The sequence below is a fragment of the Aliamphritea hakodatensis genome (assembly GCF_024347195.1).
Lineage (GTDB): Bacteria > Pseudomonadota > Gammaproteobacteria > Pseudomonadales > Balneatricaceae > Amphritea > Amphritea hakodatensis.
This window is the reverse complement of record NZ_AP025281.1, coordinates 179,825-204,704: the sequence shown is the minus strand read 5'-3', so window position 1 is coordinate 204,704 and position 24,880 is coordinate 179,825. Positions and strand designations below refer to the sequence as shown.

Sequence of the window (24,880 nt, the reverse complement as noted above, 5' to 3'; positions counted from 1 at the left end):
TTGAGTGCTATTATGCGGCCTCCAGGCTCGAGCCAAATCGTATTTCCTGCCTGGCTGTATATACAAATTAATATCGATATTAACGGTTTTATGCTGAAACCGTGACGTGAAGGTACATACTTATGAGCTTTGAATTACCGGCCCTGCCATACGCTAAAGATGCCCTGGAACCACACATTTCTTCTGAAACTCTGGACTTCCACCACGGCAAACACCACAACACTTACGTTGTAAAACTGAACGGCCTGGTACCAGGTTCTGAGTTTGAAGGTAAGTCTCTGGAAGAGATCATCACTTCTGCACCAGCTGGCGGTGTTTTCAACAACGCAGCGCAGATCTGGAACCACACGTTCTACTGGAACAGCCTGTCTCCAAACGGTGGTGGCGAGCCTACCGGCGCAATTGCTGATGCAATCAACGCTAAATGGGGTTCTTTCGCTGCATTCCAGGAAGAGTTCAACGACAAAGCTGTTAACAACTTCGGTTCAAGCTGGACCTGGCTGGTTAAAAACGCTGACGGTTCTCTGGAAATAGTTAACACCAGCAACGCCGGCACGCCAATGACCAGCGGCCAGACTGCCCTGCTGACGGTTGACCTGTGGGAGCACGCTTACTACATCGACTTCCGCAATGTACGTCCTGAATACCTGAAAGCCTTCTGGGCGCTGGTAAACTGGGACTTCGCCAACCAGAACCTGGCTGGCTGATCTGCATACCCTGCAGACACACTGAAAAAGGCACCTGCGGGTGCCTTTTTTGTTTTCCACTCTCATAATCGTTAGACTTTAATCAGCAATCATGCGCACAGACGCGCAAACCGCAGCCAGCAAAGGTGTTTATCAGAAGTAACAGTCTGCGCCGCAACGGTAAATGTCAGGGTTCTTCCCTTTACTCATGGACAGATCAGACATATGTCAAAACCGCAGTTTCCGCTAGTGACCGCGATCTGGATCAGCATCACGGTTTTAATGCTCGGACTGTCCGTCAGGTCGAGTTATTCCCTGCTGCAAAAACGGCTGAACAATAATACTCAGTACGTCTATTCCTCTGTCTACGAAAAAACCTACATTAACGAAATTCTGTTGCAAAACTTCACCGCGCTGGTCAGCGCTAACCCGCGGGATTTTGTCACCATCCGCAGCTATGCCAATGAAATGCACAAACGCTACCCGCAGATTATGCGGCTTCAGATTCAGCAACAGGCCCCCTCCCCACCACCGGAACAAACAGTTTCCGGCCCGTTTGAGCCCCTGTTTGGTCAGCCGGATCTGAGCCGGGAAGTACTGGCCAATACCAATTTCCCCCTGACATTTATCGAGCCACTGACAGCCGATACCCGTTACCTTATGGGCCATAATCTGGAGGATGATCCGGCCCTCAGTGAAACCCTGAGCTTTGCTCAGCGCTACCACCAACCAGTGTCTTCCGCACCGTTCAGAGGCGAGAACACCGCTCAGGTTTATGCACTGTTTCTCGCATTTTACGACCGTAATGCAGCGCCTAACGCCCAAAATCTGTATATCGCCTCAATCATTGTCAACATTGCCAGCCTGCTGCCCAATGCAAACTTTATGAACGAAGGTGCACGGGCACAGATCATCAGCGAGCACGATATCATTCTGGATGAACGTACTGCCACCGAGAATACCGGTCTGGGAAGCGATCTGTTACCGCCCCTTAAAGATACCCGGACAATTAACCGCTTCGGCCAGTCGTTTAAGCTCTATATCACTCAGAAAGTCAGCCTGCAGGACCTTAATCCCGGCCTGTTACTGGCCATCTTATTCTGCTCAGCCGGCGGTTATGCCCTGCTGCTTGCGTACCTGCGTCAGCGGGTCAGATCCGCCAGTCAGCATGCCCAACTATATGAAAAACTGAAGAAAGAACGCCAGCAACTGGAGCTGCGCATCCATATGCGTACCCAGGAATTACGCGACCAGTTGATAGAAAACCGACGCCTTACCCATCAGGTACTGGCGGTTCAGGAAAAAGAGCGGCGCAGCTTATCCCGTGAACTGCATGATGAACTTGGCCAGTCTCTGACCGCCATCCGCACCGATGCAAAAATCCTCAAACGGATACACCCTGAAGAAAACAACATTGTTCACCAGACCGCCGATTCAATCGATGCCATTGCGCAGAACATTTACGATGTCACCTACGGTCTGATGCGCACCCTGCGGCCGACAGCACTGGACGATCTGGGGTTAATGGATGCCTTACAGGAATGTATCGCCAACAACCGCTTTGCTGAACACAACATCCACTTACACACGGATTTCAGGGGCGCGCTGAATGAGATGTCGGAAGATTACAACATCACCCTGTTCCGCCTGACCCAGGAATCGTTCAGCAATATTCTCAAATACGCCCACGCAAAGAATGTCCGGATCGAATTACACCGGCTGGAAAAAGGTCAGCGTGGTGACATCAGCGGAGACCGTCTGGAACTGCTGATCAGCGATGACGGCGTAGGCTTTGATGTGGAAAGCCAGGCCTTTAAAAGCGGCTTCGGCCTGATCGGCATGCGGGAACGGGTCCGGGCGCTGGGCGGCACGTTCAGTGTCCGTCAGAACCATGACCGGGGTACCCGCATCACCGCCGTGATTCCGATTGTCGGCAATCATAACCCGCAACCGGACAGCCTGACCCTGAGCCGGTAACCGCCGGGATTATAATCCCAGCGTCGCGACCGGCAGTGCTTTCGGATCATCCAGCTTTGGCAGGGCAAAACAGACAAACAGACGCTCACCGCTTACCTGTTTACTCAGCTCCCGTTTAACACTGTCATTGCGTGACTGCGCCAGAGCGGTCAGCTGTGTTTTCAGCTCGGCTGCCAGCTGTTCTTCCGTTAACGGTTCGGCCCGCTGGGCATTCGCTTCCAGTAATTGCGCATTCAGTAACGCAGCATCCTGCGACACCGCCTGTCCGCAGATATTCAGCCGCATGCCCTTCCGTTCTTTCAGCATCGATTCGACCTTACCCAGATAATCCCGGGCTGTCTTATTCAGCTGGGCTGACCCGGGCGTAAATGCCACCGGCTCAAGGTTGATAAAGCTACCATCAGATGCCGCATCAACAGCAGCCTCCGCCAAACTGATCAGTGCACCGTATGGCTGTAAGGATTTAGCCAGGAAGCTGAACGCGGCCTGCTTAAGGCCTTTACCGGCAAGAATTTTAACCACACTGTCCAGCCCGAAATCCGGGTCAGACAGAGACCCGCTGATCGGTACATCCAGTTCGATATTATCGTCATCGTCCTGCAGGATCATGATCGCTGTGCCCAGTGGCATCGACAGCTGTTTGGTAAAACCTGCCACCTTATCCTGATTCACCGGATCAACCGACAACCGGTTAATCACTATATTATTTTCACCTTCAATCTGCTCATTACGCAGGGTGCCTTTACTGGTCAGTTCCAGCTGGCCGTTTTCAATAAAATAACCAATATTCTCAATCGCGTAAGGGCTTAAACGGGGTAATTCCAGCTGCGTGAGAACAGCATTCCAGTCGGCATCGCCGCCCCCGCCGGCCAGATTGGTTTTACCGCTGAGCTTCAGCCGGGTAAACGGTTTCAGTTCAACATCCGCCGTAAATGGCGAGAACTTTTTACTGGCGGTATCCAGTTGCTTCAGGCTGGCTGACTTAATCAGAATGTCGCCTTTAAACGCAGGATCTGCGTTGTTGTCGGTAAACAGCACCTGATTCTTTCCGGCCAGTGCAATTTCGCCGATACGCACCCGCATAGCCGGGCCGGCCGACGTCTGTTGTTTACTGTTTTTCGTGTCCGCAGCCTCGGCTGCTGGCTCACCTGACTCTCCCCCCAAGCCGCTCAGAGCGTCCAGATAGCTGTCAATCACCGCAGGCTTACCGCCCCTGGCAATCACCACATGGTTCTGGCTATCACGCAGAGTAACCTTACTGATACTCAGATCTCCCCGGGAATCATAAGCCAGTTCCCGCAGCTGCAGGCTGCTGATGTTACTCAGTGGTTTTTTATGCTGCGCCACAATGCCAGACAGAAGGGTTTCACCCAGCTGCACCCGCATACCGTCATCCCCACTGCCACTTTGCTGCGCAAACGTCAGTTTCTGTAACGATACTTTTGCCAGCGTCAGCAGATCAGAGGATAGCTTACGGTTATGCACCTTCAGACCGTCAAGCTGCAGGCTTTCACCGGTTACCGATACATCCTGCCGGGCAGCGGCTTCGGCCCCGCCGTCTGCCGCCTTCACGCTGTTATCAAGGGCGACACTGCCCTGCCAGTTCAGCGCCTGTAACGCCAGTTGCAATGCACTGCCCTGTTCCACCTGTGTGCCGGAACCCGCGATTTTTCCGTCCAGCTGCAGCCGCTGCAACTGTTGCTCCGGTAATTTAACTGTCAGACCGCCATTCCAGCTGAGTTGCTGTTGCTGTACGTCCAGCCCGGTATCCTGCCAGCGCAGCTTATCCAGCTGTAACGCACCATTGTGTTGTAACGACTCCATGGTGGCATCGATCTTTCCTTTCCAGCTGAGCGCCTGCAGATCAGCTTGCTGAACATCTCCCAGTTTAAGCTGGGTCTGTGAACCCTTTATAGCACCGTCCAGCCGGGCATCTTTAAGCCCGCCACCAGCCACCGCGGCATCAATCTGTCCCTGCCAGCTTACGGCCTGTTGCTGCACATCCACACCGTCACTCTGCCAACTGAAACCTTCCAGCTTCAGTAAGCCTGTTTGTTGCAGGTTAATATCATCACCGCTGAGCTTAAGGTGCACCGTCAGATCAGTACTTAAACTGCCTTTCAGCCCCGGCACTGCCTCAGAGGTAAATGCCTGCAGTGCCAGCGGCGCAAGGGTCAGTTTAAGATTGGCAAACTTATCCTCAGCCAGGGCAACAACATCACCGCCGACCGAAAAATCAGAACCGTTCAGGCTTCCGGCAAGATTCAGCGCACTGGCATGACGGGAGTCCCAGAAATACAGGCCTTCCAGCCCAGCTTCTGCAAGCACCAGATGGTGCTGTTGCGCCGGTAAATCGGTCTTCCAGTCCAGCTGGCTGATGCTCAGCCGGCTGATGCCGACCTGCCATTCCGAGCTGCCAGTGTCTTCTTCTGGTACAGGCTCTTCTGCTGCGGCCGGAATCAGCACCGGCCCGATCTGCAGCGCGCCTTTATGTTCACCTTCACGGTGTTCGGTAATGTCGCCGTACAGCCCGTCTATTTTCAGCTGGCGAATCCACACCCGCTGCTCCGTTAGTGCGGCCAGATCAACCTTCAGGTAAAGGGATTCCAGTTTAAGGTCCCGTTGTCCGGGGGTGCGGATATCAACCCCTTCCAGACGGACTTCACCACTCAGCCAGCCAATTCTCAGGCGTTCAATGCCGGCATATTCCGCCCCCTGATCGAGCAGCCAGTCAGCCGCCAGATCCCGGCCGATATACACGGCAGAATGCAGTAACAGACTTATCAACAGGATAACGGCAAGAATGACTTTAACGGCGAAATGCATACGCATAAGAAGTACCTGACTGAAAACGCTCAAAAAAACATGTGCTGCAAGGAAAGTATCACACACAAGTGTAATTCCTCCAGCCGCTAACTACCGCCACTCTTCGCTAACTGGTAGAATCCCCTGCGACTGAAGTCATGACAAGATACTTAAGACCCTGCGAATCCGGCCTTAACACCGGTACGAATTGTCTGCAAAAGTACACCGCATGGCTTCATGCAGTCACTGTTCTATGCATGCAACAGGGTGTCCACAGTGCAATCCAGTATTGCCACGGCTTTATGCCGTTTATACACACCGCCGTTGTCCTTAAAAATTGCCAATTAAAGGGTGAGATCATGGCCGATCATGACGAAAACTTCCGTGACAGCTCAGGACCAATCTGGTTCATCATCAACCTGGCCGCACTGGCCTGGATTACGATGCCGGTGCCTATCGCGCTGACAACTGTCATGCAGTGGTAATGACTGAGCCGGCGGTTTCGCCGAACATAAAAAAACACCGCCATGGCGGTGTTTTTTTTTAACCTGAACCTAAGTCAGTACTCAGATACCGTAGGCTTCACGGTAGGCGCGAATCGCCTCTACCTGCTGAGCTTTATTACCCTGCTCTTCCAGATACGTCAGAACATTTTCCAGCGATACAATTGCAGCAACCGGCATATTGTAGTCACGCTCAACTTCCTGGATTGCAGACAGCTCACCTTTACCCTTTTCCTGACGGTTCAGGGCAATCACCGTACCGGCAGGTGTTGCGCCGGCCTGCTCAATAATGGTCATTACTTCGCGGATAGCGGTACCTGCAGTAATAACATCATCAATGATCAGCACCCGGCCTTCCAGCGGTGCACCCACCAGATTGCCGCCTTCACCGTGACTCTTGGCTTCTTTACGGTTGAATACGTAAGGCACGTCCTGACCGAAATCCGTCGCCAGCGCTACGCAGGTTGTTGCTGCCAGTGGGATACCTTTATATGCAGGGCCTAGCAGTACATCGTACTCAATACCGGATTGCTGGATGGCTGCCGCATAACAGCGACCCAGGCGCGCCAGTGCTTCACCGCTGTTAAACAGGCCAGCATTAAAAAAGTACGGGCTGGTACGGCCCGACTTAAGAGTAAACTCACCAAAACGTAACACTTCTTTATCGATGGCAAATTCAATAAATTCTCTCTGATAATCCTGCATGCTGGCTTTCCCGGTGACTGGTTAAAAATTGCGCGCATCATACAGGATTAACGTCTGTCTCTCCACGGAATTCCGCGCATAATCCCACCACCCGAGCCTTAAACGGCAGTTTAAAATGCCTGCTGACTTAGGTCAGAGCAATTTTATTCACCAGACTGAATCTGAAAATTCACCAAAGCCGGGATGAAATCAATTCAATTTTCGCCGCATCCCTTATACAATGCGGGCTCGATAGTAATCTTTCATACATTTGATACTTTTTTCAGGATTTTTGTTCTATGCGCGTTATCACCTTCAATACCCAAGGTATTGAACAGGCTGCCGATAATGGTTTTTTCGACTGGATGGTCCAGCAGGACGCAGACGTTGTGTGTCTGCAGGATCTGCGCGCAAAAGAGTATCAGCTGGATGCGGACCGTTTCCACCCGGAAGGTTACGAAGCCTATTTCTTTGACGCCTTCGAAGACGGCTTCAGCGGTGTGGCTATTTACACCCGTGAAATTCCCAAAGCTATTATGACCGGCCTGGGATTTGAACAGTGCGACTTCCATGGCCGTTTCATTCAGGCAGACTTTGATAAAGTCAGCGTGGCCTCATGGAGCATGCCATCCGGCCTGAAAAATGATGAAGCTCAGGCGGAAAAAGAAGAGTATATGGATCTGCTGGCGGGGCACCTGACCAAGACCCTGCGCAAACGCCGTGAATTTATTTTCTGCGGCCCGCTGCACATTGCTCACAAGCCTGTTGATCTGAGCAACTGGTACGTTAACCAGAGTGTATCCGGCTTCCTGCCCCACGAACGGGAATGGATGGCAGATATCTTTGATGAGATGGGCTATGTGGATGCCTTCCGGCAGGTCAATCACGCCGATCACCAGTATACCTGGTGGCCGGAATACAACCGTGCCCGGGAGCTTAATGAAGGTGCCCGTCTGGATTATCAGATCACCACGGCAAACCTGCGCAAAACGGTTAAGTCTGCCCGTATCTTCCGCGATACGGCATTCTCGGCTCACGCTCCGGTGATCATAGATTACGATATCTGACACATAAAAATGCCGGCATCAGCCGGCATTTTTGTATCAGTTAGTCCGGTTATTCAGCATCTTGCTTCGCCGCTTCACGTAACGCCCGCTCTTCCAGGAACGCAGGAATGATCTCTTCTTTATAGCTGGCATAATGCTGGCTGATGAATTTCTCTTCGTCCCATTCGCCCTGCAAAAACTCGCGGGACTTAGGTGTACCGGCATACACAGATACCTGCGCTTCCTGCCCGTTTTCCAGACGGATAATCGCCAGCTTACGCATATACAGTCCCACGTCGGCTTCTTCAAAATCATCCAGAATCGCCAGCGACGCATCATCGACTTCCAACAGGACAGAACCCTGTATCTGATTACCCGGTGACGGCACCGCCACTCCCAGATCCGACCAGCCTTCCATATGCAGAGTCAGGCGCTGATGGTTCAGTAATTCTGCAGACACCTTCTGAAACGTATTACCGGTCAGCTGCTGCAACAGCTCATCATATTGCAGCACACCATAAACAAAAATATTGGTCGACATGAGATTACCGTCACTTATTTACATTCTCTGTCCGCCAGACCATCCGGCGGCAAGGGGGTGATGATAATCGGCTTCGCGGAACGATGAAAGTAATGCCGCCAGCAAGGGTCAGAAGCACCTCTGCAGGAAGGCACATTTATTCTGCGAAACGTCGTTATCAGACAAGACATTACCTATTTTTCGACACATTTGTTTCATATCATTGCATTCAGATGACAAGTTTGTAATATGCCCGCGAGAATGGTTCTTCAGGAAAGCACTCCGGCCACCACAGACGGCAGCCGCGGCACTTTCCGACGGATTAAAATGGGAATAGGAAAAGGCATCTGTCACCACAGACACCTCACCCCTAGCTACCCCCGTAACTGTATGCAGCGAATTCTGTTTGTTCGACTCAGGCCACTGGAAAATCCGGGAAGGCTGAACATAAACGCAGACCTGCAAGCCAGGAGACCTGCCATTCCGATCGTCACCTACTAACATTGCGGGGCGCTGTGTTGGGCGGAAAACGTAACGGTGACAATACATAAATCTATTGTTACTGAACGTGCCGCCACCCTGTGTTGTCACGTCGGTTCGCCTGCGCGGACACCAGTTACACGACAACACAGGTGCTTTATGCAATTACGACACTCCTTATTAGCCTGCCTGCTGGCCGGCGCCACTGTTTCTGCCCAGGCGCAGGAAATCATCATCACTGCGTCCAAGGTTGAAGCCAGCCGGGAAGAAACCGGTTCCGCTGTCAGCATCATCGACTCAGAACATCTGGAAAACAATCAGATTACCCTGGTCGAAGAAGCCCTGCGTGAAGTACCGGGGCTGACCGTCAGCCAGACCGGCGGTATCGGCGGCAGAACCTCACTGCGCATCCGTGGTTTAGAGCCAAACCAGACGCTGGTACTGATCGACGGTGTTGAAGTGAACGACAACAGCTCCGTGTCTGAATTTAACTTTGCTGACCTGCTCAATCTGGACATTGAACGGATTGAAGTACTGCGCGGCGCACAAAGCGCGATCTGGGGCAGCGATGCTGCCGCCGGTGTGGTAAACATCATCACCAAACAGGGCAAAGGGCCGCTGAATGGCAGTGTCACCGTTGCCACCGGCAGCTACGATACCAACCAGCAAAGCTTCAACCTGAACGGCGGCGATGAGGTATACAATGTTGCCCTGAGCGGATCACTGCTGGACAGTTCAGGTATCTCCGCCGCGAACAGCGACAGGGGTCATAACGAAAAAGACGGCTACTCCAACAGCACCCTTAACTTTAAAGGCGGCATGCAGGCCACAGAGAACCTTGAGCTGAATCTGGTGTTACGCCATGTGGACGCTTTCCAGGAAACCGATAAGTCAGAATACCCTTCCGGTTTTATTGTCGATGACGACAGCGCCGCGAAGCGGGTTCAGAATTCAGGCCGTATTTCCGCCAAGCTGGATTCAGCTGACGGTAACTGGCAACAGGAAATCGGCTATGCCTTCACCAAGAGCCGGGAAAAGAACTTTGCCTTTAACTCCAACGCGCTGGGCCGCAAGCGTAAGCTGGACTATCAGAGCAATTACTTTATCCACAGCGATGCTGCGGAACACCGCCTGACCTTAGTGGCCGAGCGTGAAGAAGAAGATTTCGACTACAAAAGCAGCTCAACCAATGTGCATGAAGGCATTGATACCAACAGTCTGGTGGCGGAGTACGGTCTGAATCTGGATGAAACCTATTACTTTACCCTGGCAGGCCGTCGCGACTGGAATGACCGGTTTGCCAACGCCAATACCTACCGGGTCAGCTTTGCTGCCTGGCTGAATGATGACTGGCGTCTGCACACCAGCCGGGGCACCGGCATTAAAAACCCAACCCTGTTTGAAATGTTTGGCTTTGCCTCCAATTTCGTCAGCAACCCTGATCTCGACCCGGAAGAAACCACCAGCACAGATATGGGTCTGGAATATCACTTTACCGATCTGGATGGCTATGCAGACGCCACCCTGTTCCATAATGATATCCGGAACCAGATTAAAAACAGCGGTAACACCGTCATCAATCAGGAAGATGATTCGAGCATTAAGGGTCTGGAACTGACAGCCACCCTGAACCCCACCGATGATCTGCGCCTGAGCGCCAGCTACACCTACAGCCAGGCTGAAGACGCCAGCGGCAAACAGCTGATCCGGCATCCTGAACACACCGCCAGCCTGAATGCCAGCCAGTTGCTGTCAAACGGTAAAACCCGGCTCAGTGGCGGGTTACAGTTCACCGGCCGTCAGAATGACACCCGTTTCTCCAGCACCAATGATCCGGTTGAGCTGGACAGCTACACAGTCGCGAATCTTGCAGTTACCCATGCCTACTCCGATAATATTGAAATCTTCACTAAGGTGAATAACCTGTTTGATGAAGATTATGAAGAAATTTACGGCTACGGTACGCCGGGCATTAATTTCATGGTAGGCATTAAACTGAGCGGCGAGCTTTAAGCCCTCAGCGCTGACAGGGCAGCACTGTGACAAAAAACAGATCACTGATAGCAATTGTTGCTGTGCTGCTTGGCGCCCTGCTACTGAGCCGGCTGGATATTCGTGCCGGCCTGTTCAGTAACACGGCCCTGACCGCCACACAGATCGAAGGGGATTCCTTCCCCAAAACCCTGACCGATGCCATCGGTGCCCGCTACACCCTTGAACAGCCGCCCCGGCGGATTGTTTCTATGACCATTGGCACCGACGAAATTCTCGCCCGGCTCCTGCCCCCGGACCGGGTGGTGGGCATCACAGGTCTGGCGGATTACCCCTCGCTTTCAAACGTCACCGGCCACTATCCCCCGGCGGTAAAACGCCTGCAGGGCAACATTGAAGAAATTCTCAGTCTGGAGCCGGATCTGGTATTTATTGCCAGCTACACCCAGGCAGAAACCGTCCGCCAGCTACTGGGCGCAGGCATTCCGGTGGTACGGCTAACGGACTTCAGCTCCTTCGACGATCTGGCGGCCAATATCCGTCTGGTAGCCGCCGCCACCGGCAGCCGCCCGAAAGCAGAGCAACAGCTGGCAGCGCTGCAGCAGCTACTGAAGCGCATAAAAAGCACCTATCGCGATGTATCGCAACCCAGAGTGCTGTATTTCAATCTCGACGGCACCACCACCGGCCCGGGGACCACCATTGATGAAATTATCCGGCTGGCAGGGGGTTTTAATGTCATCAGTGAAACCGGCATTCAGGGCTCACAGACCATCAGCGAAGAACTGGCGATCAGCCTGGCACCGGACATTATTCTGATGGGCACCGGCGCACCGGATAATCAGGACAGCACGGCCATGCAGCTGATGCAGCGTCCGGCCTGGAAAAATGTTCCCGCCGTCCGCCACCGGCAGGTACACAGCCTGAAAGGCGCCTGGCTCTTATCCACATCCCAATACAGCTGGCGGGCGATCGAACCGGTTGCCCGGCTGCTACATCCGGAGATCAAACAATGACACCCCGCCTGATCTTTATCATCATGCCGGTATTACTGATACTGGCCATGCTGGGAGAACTGTTGCAGGGGCCGGCGCAGATCCCGGTCGCTGAAATAATCAGCATCCTGCTCCACAGCCTGGGCATGGATACCGGTGCGGATATCCGCCCCTGGATGGCAAGCATTTTACTGGATGTGCGCCTGCCCCGGGTGATTATCGGTGCCTGCGCCGGCGCATCGCTGGCGGTTTGCGGAGCGGTGATGCAGGGCATGTTCCGCAACCCGCTGGCGTCACCTTCCATTCTCGGGGTGTCTTCCGGTGCCTCTCTGGGCGCCGTGATTGCCATCTATCTGGGCCTGACCAGCCTGTCGGTGTGGATTTTGCCGGCCTTTGCCTTCTGCGGCGCCGGCATCACCCTGTGGATTGTTTACCGCATTGCTACCCAGCGGGGACACACGGCCATGGGCACACTGTTACTGGCCGGGGTCGCTATCGGCGCACTGAACGTCGCGGCGGCCTCCCTGATTCTGGCCCTGTCCCTGAACGACTGGGATACCGGCAAAATGATTGTTTACTGGAGCATGGGTGGGCTGGAAGGCCGTACCTGGGACCATGTCCGGCTGATCGTGCCCTTTGCCCTGCTGGGCTGCGCGCTGGTGTTGTGCTTCAGCCGCGATCTGGATGCCCTGCTGATGGGAGAAGTACACGCCGCCTCTGTCGGTATCGATGTCCCCCGAACCCGCCAGCATCTGCTGATCATCACCGCCATGCTGGTCGGGGTATCCATTGCAGTATGTGGCGGCATTGGTTTTATCGGTCTGGTTGTCCCCCATATTCTGCGCCTTATTCTGGGACCAAGACACCGTTACCTGTTACCTGCCAGTGCGCTGGGCGGGGCCATCTGTCTGGTGGCGGCTGACCTGCTGCTACGGGTCAGCCTGCCTGAAAAAGCCATTCCGCTGGGGGTGGTAACCGCCACGCTGGGGGCACCTTTCTTTGTTTTCCTGCTGTTAAGGCAACGGACCCGGGGGCAACTGTGAACCATGGAGAATAACCCTGTGAAAACCGCCCTGACCCTGAGCTGCAGCCAGCTCAGCTTTGCCTATCAGCAACGTCAGATTCTGCAGGACATCAGCCTGCAATTCAGCCCGGGGCAGTTCATCGGTCTGATCGGCCCAAACGGTGCCGGCAAATCCACCCTGCTGAAACTGCTGATGGGGCTGCTGCCGGCCGCTTCCGGCGAAGTGCGCCTGAATGATAAGCCCTTATCTGAATATCCCCGCCGGGACATTGCCCGGCATATTTCACTGGTGCCTCAGGATGTATCCACCGGGTACGGATTTTCGGTAGAAGAGATTGTCGCCATGGGCCGTACCCCCCACCTGGGGGCCTTTCAGCCGGAATCGGATCAGGACCTGCAACGCATTAATGATGCGCTGGACAAGACCGGCCTGACCGCCATGCGTAACCGCCGGGCAGATCAGCTGTCCGGCGGCGAACGGCAGCGGGTATTTATCGCCCGGGCACTGGCACAGGAAGCGCCGGTACTGTTGCTGGATGAGCCCACCGCCAGCCTGGATGTATGCCATCAGCTGGATGTGCTGAGTCTGGTACGGGAGCTGACCGAAGAAGGGCATCTGGCGATTGCAGCCATCCATGATATGGATATGGCATCCCGCTTCTGCCACCGGTTGTTGCTGCTCTCCGGCGGCAGCATCGTGGCTGACGGTGCACCGGATACGGTCATTACTGAAGCAAATATGCTGACGCATTTCGGCATTCGCAGTCAGATTGAAAATTCCCCCTACGGGATACGGGTCACCGCACTGGCATCAACCAGCAAAGATCTACTGTAAGACCTGCTGTAAGACCTGCTGTAAGACCTGCTGTAAGACCTACTGCAAACGAAACGTAAACGAGAAAGTTTGTGTGGAAGCCACCGCCAGACCGTTACGCATCGCAGGGACAAAACGTTCCTGCTGAACAAATTGCTGTACCGCCCTGTCCAGCAGTTTAAAGCCACTGCTTGCGATGACTTCATAGCGCTCAACCTCACCCCGGGCGTTCAGAAACAAACGTAACTTCACCTGCCCCTGCTGATCACGGGCAATGGCCCGGCGGGGATATTTCGGTTTCTGATCCGACAGAATCCGGGCTTGCAGAAAATCCCCCGCTGCCGGCTGAGCCGCGACACCGGCCTGCTGAGCATCTTCCGTAGCAAACTCCTGCTCCGCCTGCGATGATCCGGTTTCTGCTGCTGATAATGCTTCTGCAAGCGGCGTTACAGGCCGTTCCACAAGCTGCTCCACAGGCGGCTCTGTAGACTGCGGCGCTGGCTTAACCGTCTCCTCCGCCTGAACAACCGGATCAGCCGATTTTACCGGGGGTTTTGCCGCAGCAACCGCCGCCGGTTTTTTCACTGGCAGCGGTTCGGCTGTGTTCTTTTCCACCGGAGCAGGGGCGGCCTCAGCCACGGCTTCGGGTTTGGTCTTCTGAGGTTGCTCCGCAGGCGGTTCTGCCGGTGCAGCAGTGTGCTCTGTCACCTGCGGCTTGCGGGCCTCAGGTTTGGCTGGCTGCGCCACCGGCTCAGGGGTATCAGTTACCCGGGTGGCCACTTCAGCGGGTATATTGTCCACCGCCTGCACCGCAGGCTCCGGAACCGGCGCTGCCGGTGTTTCGGCTGCAGCCGTCACCGCCGGTTCTGACGGCGCAGAAATATCCTGTGACTGTGCCACATCCGTTGGCTGTTGCGCATCAGCGGGTGATGCCGCAGGTGCGGTGTCTGCAGCCCCTGCAGTCAGATTCACCGTAATGCTGCCACCGCCGGCCGCTTTTTCCGGCACGTACGAAAGCCAGCCCCATGCAAGCAAGGCATGCAGGGCCAGGGAAATCAGAATCCAGATAAAGGTACGTGACATAAACAACGGCAATCGCTCGGTGAAGGCTTAAAACCAGCGGTCAAATTATAAGCGCCGCGGCATAGCCGGGCAATTCATCCGGTTATACAAACGCGACCTGAACCGGCTTGCGGCTGACATCCCGTACGCAGGGGAGCTTCAGGAAACCAATCCGGATTTCACCGGTCATATGCCTGTCCCTTCCCATCAGACAATAAGGATATCTGATATGCGCGTTCGCAACATACTTCCCCTGCTTCTACTGGCTGGCAGTGTTCAGGCAGCAGAAACGGCACTGAATACTCAGCAAATCAACAGCCTGCTGAAAGGTAATACCGTTGCCGGGGTACACTTCGGCGGCAAAACGTCTCAGTATTTTTCAGAATCAGGCCTGACCCTGTGGATGAAAGAAGGTGACGCCAAACCGTCTGAAGGCAAATGGAAAGCAGAAAACAACCGCTACTGTTCAGATTTCGGCTCAGGCTGGGGATGTTATTCAATCATGAACGACGAAGCGCAGGGGGTGTATTACTTTATGAAAGATGATTTCCGGGCCCCTTTCATTATGCAGACCGGCTATCAGTTCGGACACTGATCATACGATGATAATAACCGCTGCCAGTCGTTACTAACGATTCCGGCAGCGGCGGCAGCCGGTCAGTTCCACTTTCCGGCCGGCGACTCATAACGCTCATACGCCGCCAGTAGCTGCTGAGGTTCAGTGGCCACAATGATCATCTCTGCAAAGGCGTCCCGGGTAAACCCGGCATCCTTTGCACTGTGGATAAACGTCAGCAGGCTGTCATAAAAACCATTGACGTTATACAGCGCGCAGGGCTTCTGATGATGACCCAGCTGTGCCCATGTCCAGATCTCGAAGAATTCATCCATGGTACCGGCCCCGCCGGGCAATGCTACGTAGGCATCCGCCAGCTCAGCCATTTTGGCTTTACGGGCATGCATATCAGATACTTCTATCAGCTCTGTCAGCCCGGGATGGCCAATCTCTTTATGCTTCAGATGAGTCGGGATAACTCCGATGACCTGTCCGCCGTTATCCAGTACGGCATCCGCAACGACCCCCATCAGACCGACTTTACCGCCGCCATAGACCAGCGAGATATTTTGTTCAGCAAAGTATTTACCCAGTGCACAGGCCGCTTCAGCATATGCCTCATCATTGCCCATGCTGGACCCGCAATATACGGCTACCTTCATCGTATGTCCTTATTATTGAAAGATATTGCCCGCTTCAATCCGGGCCGGGTAAGTGGTACCGCCACCGATCCAGGTAATCCGGTCGGCACCGTCACCGGTCATTTTATAGCAGCTCCAGCGGCCACCCCACTCAGAGCAGTATTCGTTGCCATCGGTCTTCCAGGTACCCCGTTCCAGCGGGCGGGGTTCATGGAAATACAGCGTATCGCCATTACTGCTGAAGGTCTGTACCGCACCGTTATCCAGATAGGCGGTTTTCCCCGCCAGCAACTGCTGGATCTCGGCCCCGCTCAGCGGACGCTCTTCCGCAGCGGCAGCCGTACCGGCCAGTGACATCGTCAGCAGTGCTGCCAGTCCGGCCCGCAGTATTGAGTTGAATCCGGCTACCGCCATCCTTTTGCTCCTTAATCTGTTCCGGGACAGGGATAATTCCCCTTACATTGCCCGGGTCTATCCAATAGTATTAACGCTGTGTGCCACCGGGGAATGCCATTGTGAAACGTCTTTATCCATCATTCTGTGACCGATTACAACCAGCAGTTTTAACGCTGATAATTTGTATTTCCGTACTCTTCACCCCGTTTGCCAGCGCCGATATAGCTGAACAGATCGCCAGCACCCGCCAACAGCTGGATGCACTGAATGCTGACAATCCGGCCAACAGCAAGCAACGGGAAATTTACCAGCAAACCCTGTCGGTATTACAGGAAACAAAACGCCTGGAAACCCGGGTAACCCGGCTACGGGATAATCTGGCCAACCTGCCCGGGCTGATCGAAGAACTGCAGGCGCAGCTGGCTGCGCCGGAACCGGCAGTCGGGGCCAAAAACTGGCGCTCCCAGCCACTGGAAAAACTGGAGAACCGGCTGGCACCGGCACAGGCCAACCTGCTGGCACTGGAGCAGCAATTTAACACCCTCGATAATCAGGTCAGCAATTATCAGGACAAATCCACTGGCCTGCGTGACCAGCTTACCAAGCTGAAGCAGGACGCTGCGCCACCGGCCAGCGGTGAAAACGGCAGCCAAACGCTGACGGAAGCCCGCTTCGTCCTGAATAACACCCGTATTCAGGCCTTCGAGCTGGAGATTCTCAACATTCCCAGCCAGCGGGACTACGACCTGCTGCAACTGGAGCTGCTGTCCCGTCAGATTGCCGCCCATAAAGCCTATCTGCAGGAACTGCAGGACCTGATTCAGACCAAGCGCCGCCTCGAAGCCGAACAGGCCCTGGAAGCCCTGAAGGCAGACCCCGGTGAAGTAGAATACCCCGAAGCACTGCAACCGATCGTTAAGAGCAATCAAAAACTCTCTGAAAAACTGCGCCACAGCCTGCAAAGCAGTGAGCAGGCCATCGCCCAGCGACGAATACTGGAACGCCAGCAAAGCCTCCTGCGGCAGAGCTACAAAGCCATTGAGCAGCAACTGGAACTCACCGATACCACCTTCAGTCTGGAGCTGAAAGCGCTCTCGGAACGGTTCGCCACGGCGCAGGATACCGAGCCCAACCGGCAGCGGATTAATCAGGTCCGGCTGGCTAATCTGGAGCTGAATCAGCAAGCGCTGAATCAGGCATTCAGCGTCACGGATCTCAGCCCGGAAGCGCAACAGCGTGCCACACAGCTGCTGGACGACATGAAGGGGCTGACCGCCCGGCTGGAAACCGCCTATGCCCAGGAACTGGACGAGCGGGCAAAACTGCTCGGGGTCCAGAACGACATCAACAAACAGATCGAGCAGGGGCAGGCCCTGCTGGAGCGTTATCTGATCTGGCTGCCCAATACCACGGAAATTAACCGCCGCTTCCTGCAGGATGTGGCCGCCAGTTTCGGCGCGATTCAGCAACACACGGCACAGATCATAAGCAACAGTCAGATCAATGCTTCCGGTGCCTGGTTGCGTTCACTGTTTACCCTGCTGGTGCTGACGGTGATCAGTTTTTACAGCTTCCGCTATCTGCTCCGCCATGAACAGCAGTGGGCCGAACAGCTGGGCAATGTGGTGCAGGACAAGTTTACCCGCAGCCTGCGGTTATTGCTGCTGGCACCGGTGATCAGCCTGCCGGTACCGGCAGGGCTGTGGTTTTTGACCCAGAAGTTGATTGCGGTGCCCGCCCCGGTCATGCAGCCGATGAGCATCAGCCTGTCACTGCTGATGTGGGCCTATCTGTCGTTGCTGCTCTGGCTGCGCCGTCCTTACGGGCTCCTGTACCGTCACCTGGATGTCCCGGAAGAGTTATGCGCCACACTGTCGCGTCTTGCCCACCCGCTGTATTTACTGGGCACCCCCCTCACACTGGCGCTGATTTACCTGACCGGCACCCCTTCCGCCGAGGTACACTCTGGCCTTGGCCGGGTGGTATTTATTCTGCTGGCCATGCTGGCCGGCGGTTTCTGGGCCGCCTTATGGCGCGTTGCCCCGCAAATCAACGAAGCTACTGAAACCCGCCGGTGGTGGCAGCGTGCCCGGTTATGGCTGGCAACACTGGTGCTGATTCACGGAGTGCTGATTGCTGAGGCCCTGCTGGGCTATGTGCTTACCGGCGGCATCATCATGCTGCTGTTGCTGATCACCACAATGATCTTCTTTTCCGTATTCACCTTCTACCGACTGGGAATGCGCTGGCTGCTGATCGAAGAACGCAGGCTGGCCTTCGACCGTGCCAAAGCCCGGCGCAGTGAGATTCTGGAAGCCCGGGAAAACAATACTGAAGTGCCCCCCGTGCAGGAAAACTTCCTGAACCTGAGCACCATTTCCGATCAGGCTAAAGTCCTGCTGAAGGCCACCAGCGTCAGCCTGCTGTTCGTTGCCCTGTGGCTGCTGTTCAAAGAATTTATTCCGGCATTGCAGATACTGGATGAGATCGTCCTGTGGAGTAATACCGTGGTTACCAGCGGTGGGGTAATTGCCGAGAATATTACCCTGCTGGGCATCATCACCGGGCTGCTCGTCATCTCCCTGAGCATTCTTGCCGCCTATAACCTGCCGGGGCTGCTGGAACTGCTGGTGCTGAAACATCTGGATCTGACCCCAGGTACTTCTTACGCGGTCACCACCATCACCAAGTACAGCCTGATTGTGGTGAGCATCCTTGCCGGCGCGTCTCAGATCGGGGTGGAATGGGCCAAGTTACAGTGGCTGGTTGCCGCACTGGGTGTGGGTCTGGGTTTCGGCCTGCAGGAGATCGTCGCCAACTTTGTATCCGGCATCATCATTCTGTTTGAGAAGCCGATCCGCATCGGCGATACCGTCACCGTCGGCGGCCTCACCGGCACCGTGACCCGGATTCAGATCCGCGCCACCACCATTACCGACTGGGACCGCAAGGAAGTCATCATCCCCAACAAAACCTTCGTCACCGATCAGTTGATCAACTGGTCCCTGAGTGACCCCATTACCCGGGTCGTCATTCAGGTGGGGGTTGCCTACGGTTCCGACACGGATCTGGTCCGGGCGCTGATTCTGCAGGCGGCCCGCAACCATCCGAAAGTACTGCCGGAACCGCAGCCGGCGGCCTACTTCCATGCCTTTGGCGACAGCACCCTGAACTTCGATCTGCGTTTATACCTGAATAATCTGGATGACCGTCTGCCGGTTACCCATGATATTCTGCAGCAGATCAACGCGGACTTTGAGAAGCACAATATCTGCATCGCCTTCCCGCAGCTGGATGTACGCCTGATTAAATCAGATGACGATAAATAACAGGCAATAAAAAGCCGGACGGATATAACCCCGTCCGGCTGTTGCAAAGCTCTGATTAACTGAATTCAGGCTTACGGCCTTCCAAAAAGGCCGCCATGCCTTCTTCCCGGTCCGGGGTGGAAAAGCTCAGGCCGAAGACGTCACTTTCCATCACACAGGCATTGTCCAGATCCAGATCCTGGCCGCGCTGTACCAATTGTTTAGTGAGCTGCACGGCGCTGCGGCTCTTCGTGGCAATCTGTTCTGCCAGCCTGATGCCCTCACCCAGCAGTTCAGCCTGTGGATAAACATGATTCGCCAGCCCGCGCTGCAACGCTTCTGCGGCATTCATCATCCGGCCGGTAGTCAGCAGCTCCATCGCCATGCCCCGGCCCACCAGACGGGTTAAACGCTGGCTGCCCCCAAAGCCCGGGGTGACCCCCAGATTAACTTCAGGCTGACCAAAACGGGCATTTTCCGCCGCCAGTATGAAATCACAGCTCATCGCCAGCTCACAGCCGCCCCCCAGTGCATAGCCATTCACCAGCGCAATCACCGGCACCCGCAAATTCTCCAGCTTACGGAAAACCGCCATCCCCTGTTCCGCAAAAAACTTCCCTTCCAGTGCACTCAACTGACGCATATGGGCGATATCGGCCCCGGCGACAAAGGCTTTTTCACCACTGCCGGTCACCAGTAAGACTCTGATAGCGGGCGTTTTCGCCACCAGATCCAGCGCCTGATCCAGTTCTGCCAGCGTGTCTGCGTTCAGCGCGTTCAGCACTTTCGGCCGGTTAACCGTCAGCAGGTAAACCCCTTCTGCCTGCGGTTGCAGCAGAATATTCTGCCAACCTGCTGATGCCTCTGCTGCGGCAGCTAATCCAACCGGTACCTGACTATTCATAGCTGAAGAACCCCCGGCCGGTTTTACGGCCCAGATAGCCGGCATCCACCATCTGTACCAGCAGCGGGCACGGCCGGTATTTGGAATCTTTAAAGCTGTCATAGAGAACATTCATAATGCTCAGGCAGGTATCCAGACCGATCAGATCCGCCAGCGCCAGTGGCCCCATCGGATGGCTCATCCCCAGCTGCATCACAGTGTCGATTTCTTCCGCCGACGCCAGACCTTCATGTAAACAGAACATGGCTTCGTTGAGCATCGGCAGCAAAATCCGGTTGGCCACAAAGCCCGGGGCATCTTTCACATCCACCGGCACTTTGCCCAGTGTCTCCGCCAGCGCCTGCACGCTACTGAATACGGCATCGTCTGTTTGCAGGGCGCGGATGACCTCCACCAGCTGCATCATCGGCACCGGATTCATAAAGTGCATGCCAATCACCTGACCGGGACGCTGCGTGACCGCCGCGATCCGGGTGATGGAAATAGAGGAGGTATTGGTGGCCAGAATGGCCTCTGGCTTACAGACCGCATCCAGCGCAGTAAAGATATTTGCCTTGATGGCTTCGTCTTCACTGGCCGCTTCAACTACGATATCCACATCCGCCAGCCCGGCAGTATCGGTGGTAACACTGATCAGCGCCAGCGCCGCATCTGCGTCTGCCTGGCTGATCTTTTCCTTCTTAACCATCCGGGACAGACTGCTACTTATGCTTGCCCGGCCCTGTTCCAGCGCGGTTTCATTCAGGTCACACAGTACCACCGGCAGGCCTGCGGTTGCTGCTACCTGAGCAATGCCTGCTCCCATCTGGCCGGCGCCAACCACGCCCATCGCTGTTATTGTCATGGCGTTTTTACCCTTACTGCTTTGAAATAGACATTTAGGCATTGCTGCCACATGGCGGCAATCCCCCCTGAAGGTAGGCGATCTGGTTTCTACTGTGTTTACGTATACTGACATTCCCGGCGAAACCAAATATTCAAGAACACATCAGGCGCCCCTCTCGCCCGGCAAACCTGATCTGATTATGCCTGACAGTTATACGACATCACCGGCACTGAACAAACCCAATCACACCATAAATAAAACAAATGTATCACCGGTGTTTTATTTTCTGCTTATTAGGTAAAATCCTTAAACCCTTTTACGGATGGGTGTGCAGGCCGGCCTGCTTCCAGCAAGCCCTGCAAAATCAGCCAGTTACAGAAGCTGTTCGCAGAAACAGCCCGGCAGATAAAACCATCCGGATTATTTTTTTTGCGAGCACAGCACAGCGATGAATAAAAATAACAGGATTACAGACGCTAACAGCGCCCTGAAAGAAATCTCAGCACAATATCCCCAGCTGACACCTCAGCTAAAGAAAGCCGCCGACTACGTTCTGGAACAACCAGTGAATGTTGCCCTGCTATCAATCCGCAAAAGTGCGGAAGCGGCAGGCGTCACCCCTTCGACCCTGACACGGCTGGCCAAATCTGTGGGGTTTGACCGTTATGACAGCTTCCGTCAGCTGTTTCAGAAGGCTGTTAACACCCGTCAGCCGGCGTCTTACTTCAGCGATCGTGCGCAGTACTTGCAAGATATGGCGAGTAACAACCCGGAAAACAAGGTTTTCTTTCAGTTTGCAGATTCTGCGTTCAGCAATCTTGAACAACTCTTTCAGGAAGATACCCGCAACAAATTGCAACAGGCAGCACCGCTGGTCATTAATGCCCGTAAAGTATTCGCTCTGGGGTTCCGGGATACCTTCACCTGCGCCTATCACTTCACGTACGTGGGCAGCATTGCTTTCCCGCATATTCAGCTGATCCGCGGTTATCAGGGCACCTTGCTCAGTGAACTGGGGGAAATCCGTCAGGATGACGTGGTCGTGGCTTTCTGTTTTGAGCCTTACACCACAGAAACCGTACAGGCGATCAACATTGCCCGGAACGCCGGTGCCAAAATCATTGCGATTACCGACAGCCTGCGTTCACCGATTGCCAGTGGCGCGGAAATCACCTTTACCCTGAATAATGACACCCCGCACTTCTTCCCTACCCTGACATCTTCCATCGCCCTGATGGAAGCGTTACTGGCAGAGTGTGTGTCCATTGGCAGTAAAGAAATGGTCAGCAACATCAACCGTTTTGAAGAAAACATCCGCCATCTGGGCGGCTATCACGAAACCTGATGAATCCGGTTTAATAGCCAAGCCCGAATGCTATATAGCCCACTAACAGTGCCGGTGCGGCACTGTAAACCGTGGCATACAGCGACGCCTTCGGTGCCAGCGCCAGGGCCGGAAACAGCGCATCACCGTCGTTACCTATGGCGTTTGCCAGCTGCGCAGACAAGGGCACAATGCCCTGCAGATACAGGGTCGTCATAATAATCTGCGGACCACAGCCCGGGATAAACCCTACAACCACTGCCAGCAGAATCGTCAGATATCCCAGACTGCTGAATAAACTCTGCAGATCAAAACCGGTGAAATACACCAGCAATTCAAAGCTTAGAAATCCGGCAATGACCCATGCCGTCACAAAACTGGTTTCACTGGCAACCATGTCAACCAGCCGGTGCGGGTTATGTTCCACATCCGCATGGGCAACAGCCCAGCTGTAGTTCGCCGGCTGACTGAACCACACCAGTAAGCTCACCATTGCGCCACAGAATCCCAGCCAGGTCGCCGGATGGTATCCACTCCACTGGCCAAACAAGCTGTCCGGTTCAACCTGAAACGCCGCCAGCCCCCCCAGTACCAGCCCGGGTAACAGTAACAGCCGCCATACCCAGGATAATGACACCGGCACAACCCCCTGATTAAGGCTGCAGGATACCGTCACCTGACGTTCATCCCGGGAGGATTCAGGCCGCAGAAAATCCTCGCCGTGTACAATCTGAATGAGGTAACCGAACAGCACGCCCGCCGTGAGTGACACCACCAGCACCAGCAATGCAGTCTGCGGTTCACGGGCCAGTAACAGAAAACTGGCATCTCCCATAGTGGATATCAGTACCGTGACCAGCGCAGCAAAGCCGACCCGGCCATGCACAAACTGGGTCACCACGATAATCGCCCCGCCACAGCCGGGCAGCACACCTAACAGGGCTGCAATCGGCACCTGCAGCTTGCGGTTACTGTTCAGGTAGCTAATCAGATCAGCCCCCAGATAATGCTGGGCGGAATAAATCAGCAGCAGTGACAGCGCAACGAACACACTGACCGCCAGATAGGCATCACTCAGGGTGCTGACAATCAGCCACAGCAGCTCATTACTGACCGCGCCCTGCATCCAGCCAATGCCCAGCACACCAACAGCCAGCATGGTAAACAGCGCACTTTTTGTCACCTGCAACGGATATTGCCGGAGCCGTCCGGCAGCTGCACTCAGCGCATTCATTGAGCCACAGATCCAGTAAGGTATTCCTGCACCAACAGGTTGTGCTGAATGTTTTCATTCAGCAATGCATAGGCAAGATCGAAAACTTTATAGTTGTAGCCGATGGTCATCGCACAGATGGCCTGCTGGTAATGAATCGAGGTTTTTTCCGCTTTCTCGATCTGCCCCAGCAGGCAACAGCCGGTATCAGTATCCGGCGGTAACAGGGCCAGTTGATAGCTCGGCAGTTCATGTCTGTCCGGCTGCTCCTGCAATAAGCGAATACATTCCTGAAGGGTCTGAAAGTGGCTGAGATCTTCTTCGTAGGCCGAATACGCCAGATCCCGGAATCCCAGCCGGGTTTCATCCAGTTCAGCAGACTTCACCTGACGATACAGGCTGCAGGTCAGCAATTCATTCTGGGCCGCTTTCTGCAGCGCTTCTATCACAAGATCCTGCCGGTAGTCCGGCTGAGGATAGGCCTCAATACGGTTAAGGGAATTCATAGAAACTGTACCACCGCGCACTTAACAATAATGATAATAATTATCATTAACATATCAAAGAGTCGAAACTGATGCCACAGCTGAACCGGATGAAATCCCAAATAATGTGCAAAAAACTTGCTACAGAGGCCCTGAATAACAAAAAAGCCGGTAAAAACCGGCTTTTTGGATGGTAAAAGGGCAAAATGCTCAGCGAATAACCAGCACTGACCGGTCCGCCGTCTGAACCACCTTGGCGGTCACCGACCCCATCATCATCTTTTCCATACGGCCATGTTTAAGCGCCCGGATGAGAATCAGATCGGCATCAGTTTCACCGGCCCGGGCAACGATCCGCTTAGGCACCTTGCCAGCGGTTACCCAGACCGACACATTCATCTCTTTTACCAGATGTGTATCCGCCAGCCGGGTCAGCTCGGCCCGCATGGTATCCAGCGCCTGCTTCACCATATCCTCCGGAAAATACGACGCCACCAGCGGCATCTTAAAGCCCGGTAGCACCGCCACCAGCTCCACTTCCATACCCGGTGCCACATAGTCATTCAGCGCCAGCAACGTCGCCTCTGTTCCTTTGGCATCCTGCAGATCCACTGCTACCAGTAATTTCTTATACATAGA

The 24,880-nt window shown here is 54.6% G+C and carries 22 protein-coding genes and 1 riboswitch; of the genes, 11 read left to right on the top strand and 11 right to left on the bottom strand.

Annotated features, from left to right (window positions below):
- Positions 1-122: 122 nt before the first annotated feature.
- Together PCI15_RS00890 and PCI15_RS00885 are read left to right on the top strand one after the other, a co-directional pair.
- Positions 123-707 (top strand): superoxide dismutase, encoded by a 585-nt coding sequence (locus PCI15_RS00890; protein ID WP_271272489.1) that lies wholly within the window; start codon positions 123-125, stop codon positions 705-707.
- 204 nt (positions 708-911) lie between these two features.
- Positions 912-2,663, top strand: a complete 1,752-nt coding sequence (locus PCI15_RS00885; RefSeq protein ID WP_271272488.1) for an ATP-binding protein — start codon at positions 912-914, stop codon at positions 2,661-2,663.
- Between the two features lie 9 nt (positions 2,664-2,672).
- Here PCI15_RS00885 and PCI15_RS00880 read toward each other — a convergent pair whose 3' ends face one another.
- The gene (locus tag PCI15_RS00880) at positions 2,673-5,495 is read right to left on the bottom strand and encodes a DUF748 domain-containing protein (protein WP_271272487.1); all 2,823 of its coding nucleotides are present in this window, start codon (positions 5,493-5,495) and stop codon (positions 2,673-2,675) included.
- Positions 5,496-5,827: 332 nt separating this feature from the next.
- On the opposite strand from PCI15_RS00880, the gene PCI15_RS00875 reads away from it, so the two are divergent.
- Positions 5,828-5,953 (top strand): hypothetical protein, encoded by a 126-nt coding sequence (locus PCI15_RS00875; RefSeq protein WP_271272486.1) that lies wholly within the window; start codon positions 5,828-5,830, stop codon positions 5,951-5,953.
- 81 nt (positions 5,954-6,034) lie between these two features.
- On the opposite strand, the gene pyrE is transcribed toward PCI15_RS00875, so the two are convergent.
- Positions 6,035-6,676, bottom strand: a complete 642-nt coding sequence (gene pyrE / locus PCI15_RS00870) for an orotate phosphoribosyltransferase (protein WP_271272485.1) — start codon at positions 6,674-6,676, stop codon at positions 6,035-6,037.
- 278 nt (positions 6,677-6,954) lie between these two features.
- On the opposite strand from pyrE, the gene PCI15_RS00865 reads away from it, so the two are divergent.
- On the top strand, positions 6,955-7,722 hold the full coding sequence (locus PCI15_RS00865; RefSeq protein WP_271272484.1) for an exodeoxyribonuclease III: 768 nt from the start codon (positions 6,955-6,957) through the stop codon (positions 7,720-7,722).
- A gap of 49 nt (positions 7,723-7,771) precedes the next feature.
- On the opposite strand, the gene PCI15_RS00860 is transcribed toward PCI15_RS00865, so the two are convergent.
- A complete protein-coding gene (locus PCI15_RS00860) occupies positions 7,772-8,242 on the bottom strand; it encodes a gamma-glutamylcyclotransferase family protein (RefSeq protein WP_271272483.1) in 471 nt (156 codons plus the stop codon).
- A 267-nt stretch (positions 8,243-8,509) separates the two neighbouring features.
- A riboswitch (cobalamin riboswitch) is annotated at positions 8,510-8,718 on the top strand.
- A 142-nt stretch (positions 8,719-8,860) separates the two neighbouring features.
- On the opposite strand from PCI15_RS00860, the gene PCI15_RS00855 reads away from it, so the two are divergent.
- The 4 genes from PCI15_RS00855 to PCI15_RS00840 are packed head-to-tail and all read left to right on the top strand — an operon-like array spanning position 8,861 to position 13,547.
- A complete protein-coding gene (locus PCI15_RS00855; protein WP_271272482.1) occupies positions 8,861-10,714 on the top strand; it encodes a TonB-dependent receptor plug domain-containing protein in 1,854 nt (617 codons plus the stop codon).
- A gap of 26 nt (positions 10,715-10,740) precedes the next feature.
- Entirely contained in the window at positions 10,741-11,709 is a 969-nt protein-coding gene (locus tag PCI15_RS00850) for an ABC transporter substrate-binding protein (protein WP_271272481.1), read from the top strand.
- On the top strand, positions 11,706-12,731 hold the full coding sequence (locus tag PCI15_RS00845) for a FecCD family ABC transporter permease (protein WP_271272480.1): 1,026 nt from the start codon (positions 11,706-11,708) through the stop codon (positions 12,729-12,731). The genes PCI15_RS00850 and PCI15_RS00845 overlap by 4 nt, the downstream gene beginning before the upstream one ends.
- A 3-nt stretch (positions 12,732-12,734) precedes the next feature.
- Entirely contained in the window at positions 12,735-13,547 is an 813-nt protein-coding gene (locus PCI15_RS00840) for an ABC transporter ATP-binding protein (protein ID WP_271272479.1), read from the top strand.
- A gap of 39 nt (positions 13,548-13,586) precedes the next feature.
- Here the strand turns inward: PCI15_RS00840 and PCI15_RS00835 are convergent, their stop codons facing one another.
- The gene (locus PCI15_RS00835) at positions 13,587-14,609 is read right to left on the bottom strand and encodes an energy transducer TonB (RefSeq protein WP_271272478.1); all 1,023 of its coding nucleotides are present in this window, start codon (positions 14,607-14,609) and stop codon (positions 13,587-13,589) included.
- Positions 14,610-14,817: 208 nt separating this feature from the next.
- Here PCI15_RS00835 and PCI15_RS00830 point away from each other — a divergent pair, with 208 nt between their 5' ends.
- Entirely contained in the window at positions 14,818-15,183 is a 366-nt protein-coding gene (locus PCI15_RS00830) for a hypothetical protein (protein WP_271272477.1), read from the top strand.
- Positions 15,184-15,245: 62 nt separating this feature from the next.
- On the opposite strand, the gene PCI15_RS00825 is transcribed toward PCI15_RS00830, so the two are convergent.
- Positions 15,246-15,806 (bottom strand): LOG family protein, encoded by a 561-nt coding sequence (locus PCI15_RS00825; protein ID WP_271272476.1) that lies wholly within the window; start codon positions 15,804-15,806, stop codon positions 15,246-15,248.
- A gap of 12 nt (positions 15,807-15,818) precedes the next feature.
- Positions 15,819-16,199, bottom strand: coding sequence for a hypothetical protein (locus PCI15_RS00820; protein ID WP_271272475.1), 381 nt, complete (start codon positions 16,197-16,199; stop codon positions 15,819-15,821).
- A 101-nt stretch (positions 16,200-16,300) separates the two neighbouring features.
- Here PCI15_RS00820 and PCI15_RS00815 point away from each other — a divergent pair, with 101 nt between their 5' ends.
- Positions 16,301-19,510: a mechanosensitive ion channel domain-containing protein gene (locus PCI15_RS00815; protein ID WP_271272474.1), complete on the top strand. Its 3,210-nt coding sequence runs from the start codon at positions 16,301-16,303 to the stop codon at positions 19,508-19,510.
- A 55-nt stretch (positions 19,511-19,565) separates the two neighbouring features.
- Here the strand turns inward: PCI15_RS00815 and PCI15_RS00810 are convergent, their stop codons facing one another.
- Positions 19,566-20,393: an enoyl-CoA hydratase-related protein gene (locus PCI15_RS00810; RefSeq protein ID WP_271272473.1), complete on the bottom strand. Its 828-nt coding sequence runs from the start codon at positions 20,391-20,393 to the stop codon at positions 19,566-19,568.
- Positions 20,386-21,237: a 3-hydroxybutyryl-CoA dehydrogenase gene (locus PCI15_RS00805; protein ID WP_271272472.1), complete on the bottom strand. Its 852-nt coding sequence runs from the start codon at positions 21,235-21,237 to the stop codon at positions 20,386-20,388. Before PCI15_RS00805 ends, PCI15_RS00810 begins: the two co-directional genes overlap by 8 nt.
- Before the next feature lie 430 nt (positions 21,238-21,667).
- Between PCI15_RS00805 and PCI15_RS00800 the strand changes: the two genes are divergently transcribed.
- Positions 21,668-22,564, top strand: coding sequence for a MurR/RpiR family transcriptional regulator (locus PCI15_RS00800; RefSeq protein WP_271272471.1), 897 nt, complete (start codon positions 21,668-21,670; stop codon positions 22,562-22,564).
- A gap of 10 nt (positions 22,565-22,574) precedes the next feature.
- On the opposite strand, the gene PCI15_RS00795 is transcribed toward PCI15_RS00800, so the two are convergent.
- From PCI15_RS00795 to PCI15_RS00785, 3 genes are all read right to left on the bottom strand, one after another.
- Positions 22,575-23,777: a putative manganese transporter gene (locus PCI15_RS00795; protein ID WP_271272470.1), complete on the bottom strand. Its 1,203-nt coding sequence runs from the start codon at positions 23,775-23,777 to the stop codon at positions 22,575-22,577.
- Positions 23,774-24,262, bottom strand: coding sequence for a ferritin family protein (locus tag PCI15_RS00790; protein WP_271272469.1), 489 nt, complete (start codon positions 24,260-24,262; stop codon positions 23,774-23,776). Before PCI15_RS00790 ends, PCI15_RS00795 begins: the two co-directional genes overlap by 4 nt.
- 189 nt (positions 24,263-24,451) lie before the next feature.
- The gene (locus PCI15_RS00785; protein ID WP_271272468.1) at positions 24,452-24,877 is read right to left on the bottom strand and encodes a universal stress protein; all 426 of its coding nucleotides are present in this window, start codon (positions 24,875-24,877) and stop codon (positions 24,452-24,454) included.
- Positions 24,878-24,880: the final 3 nt, after the last annotated feature.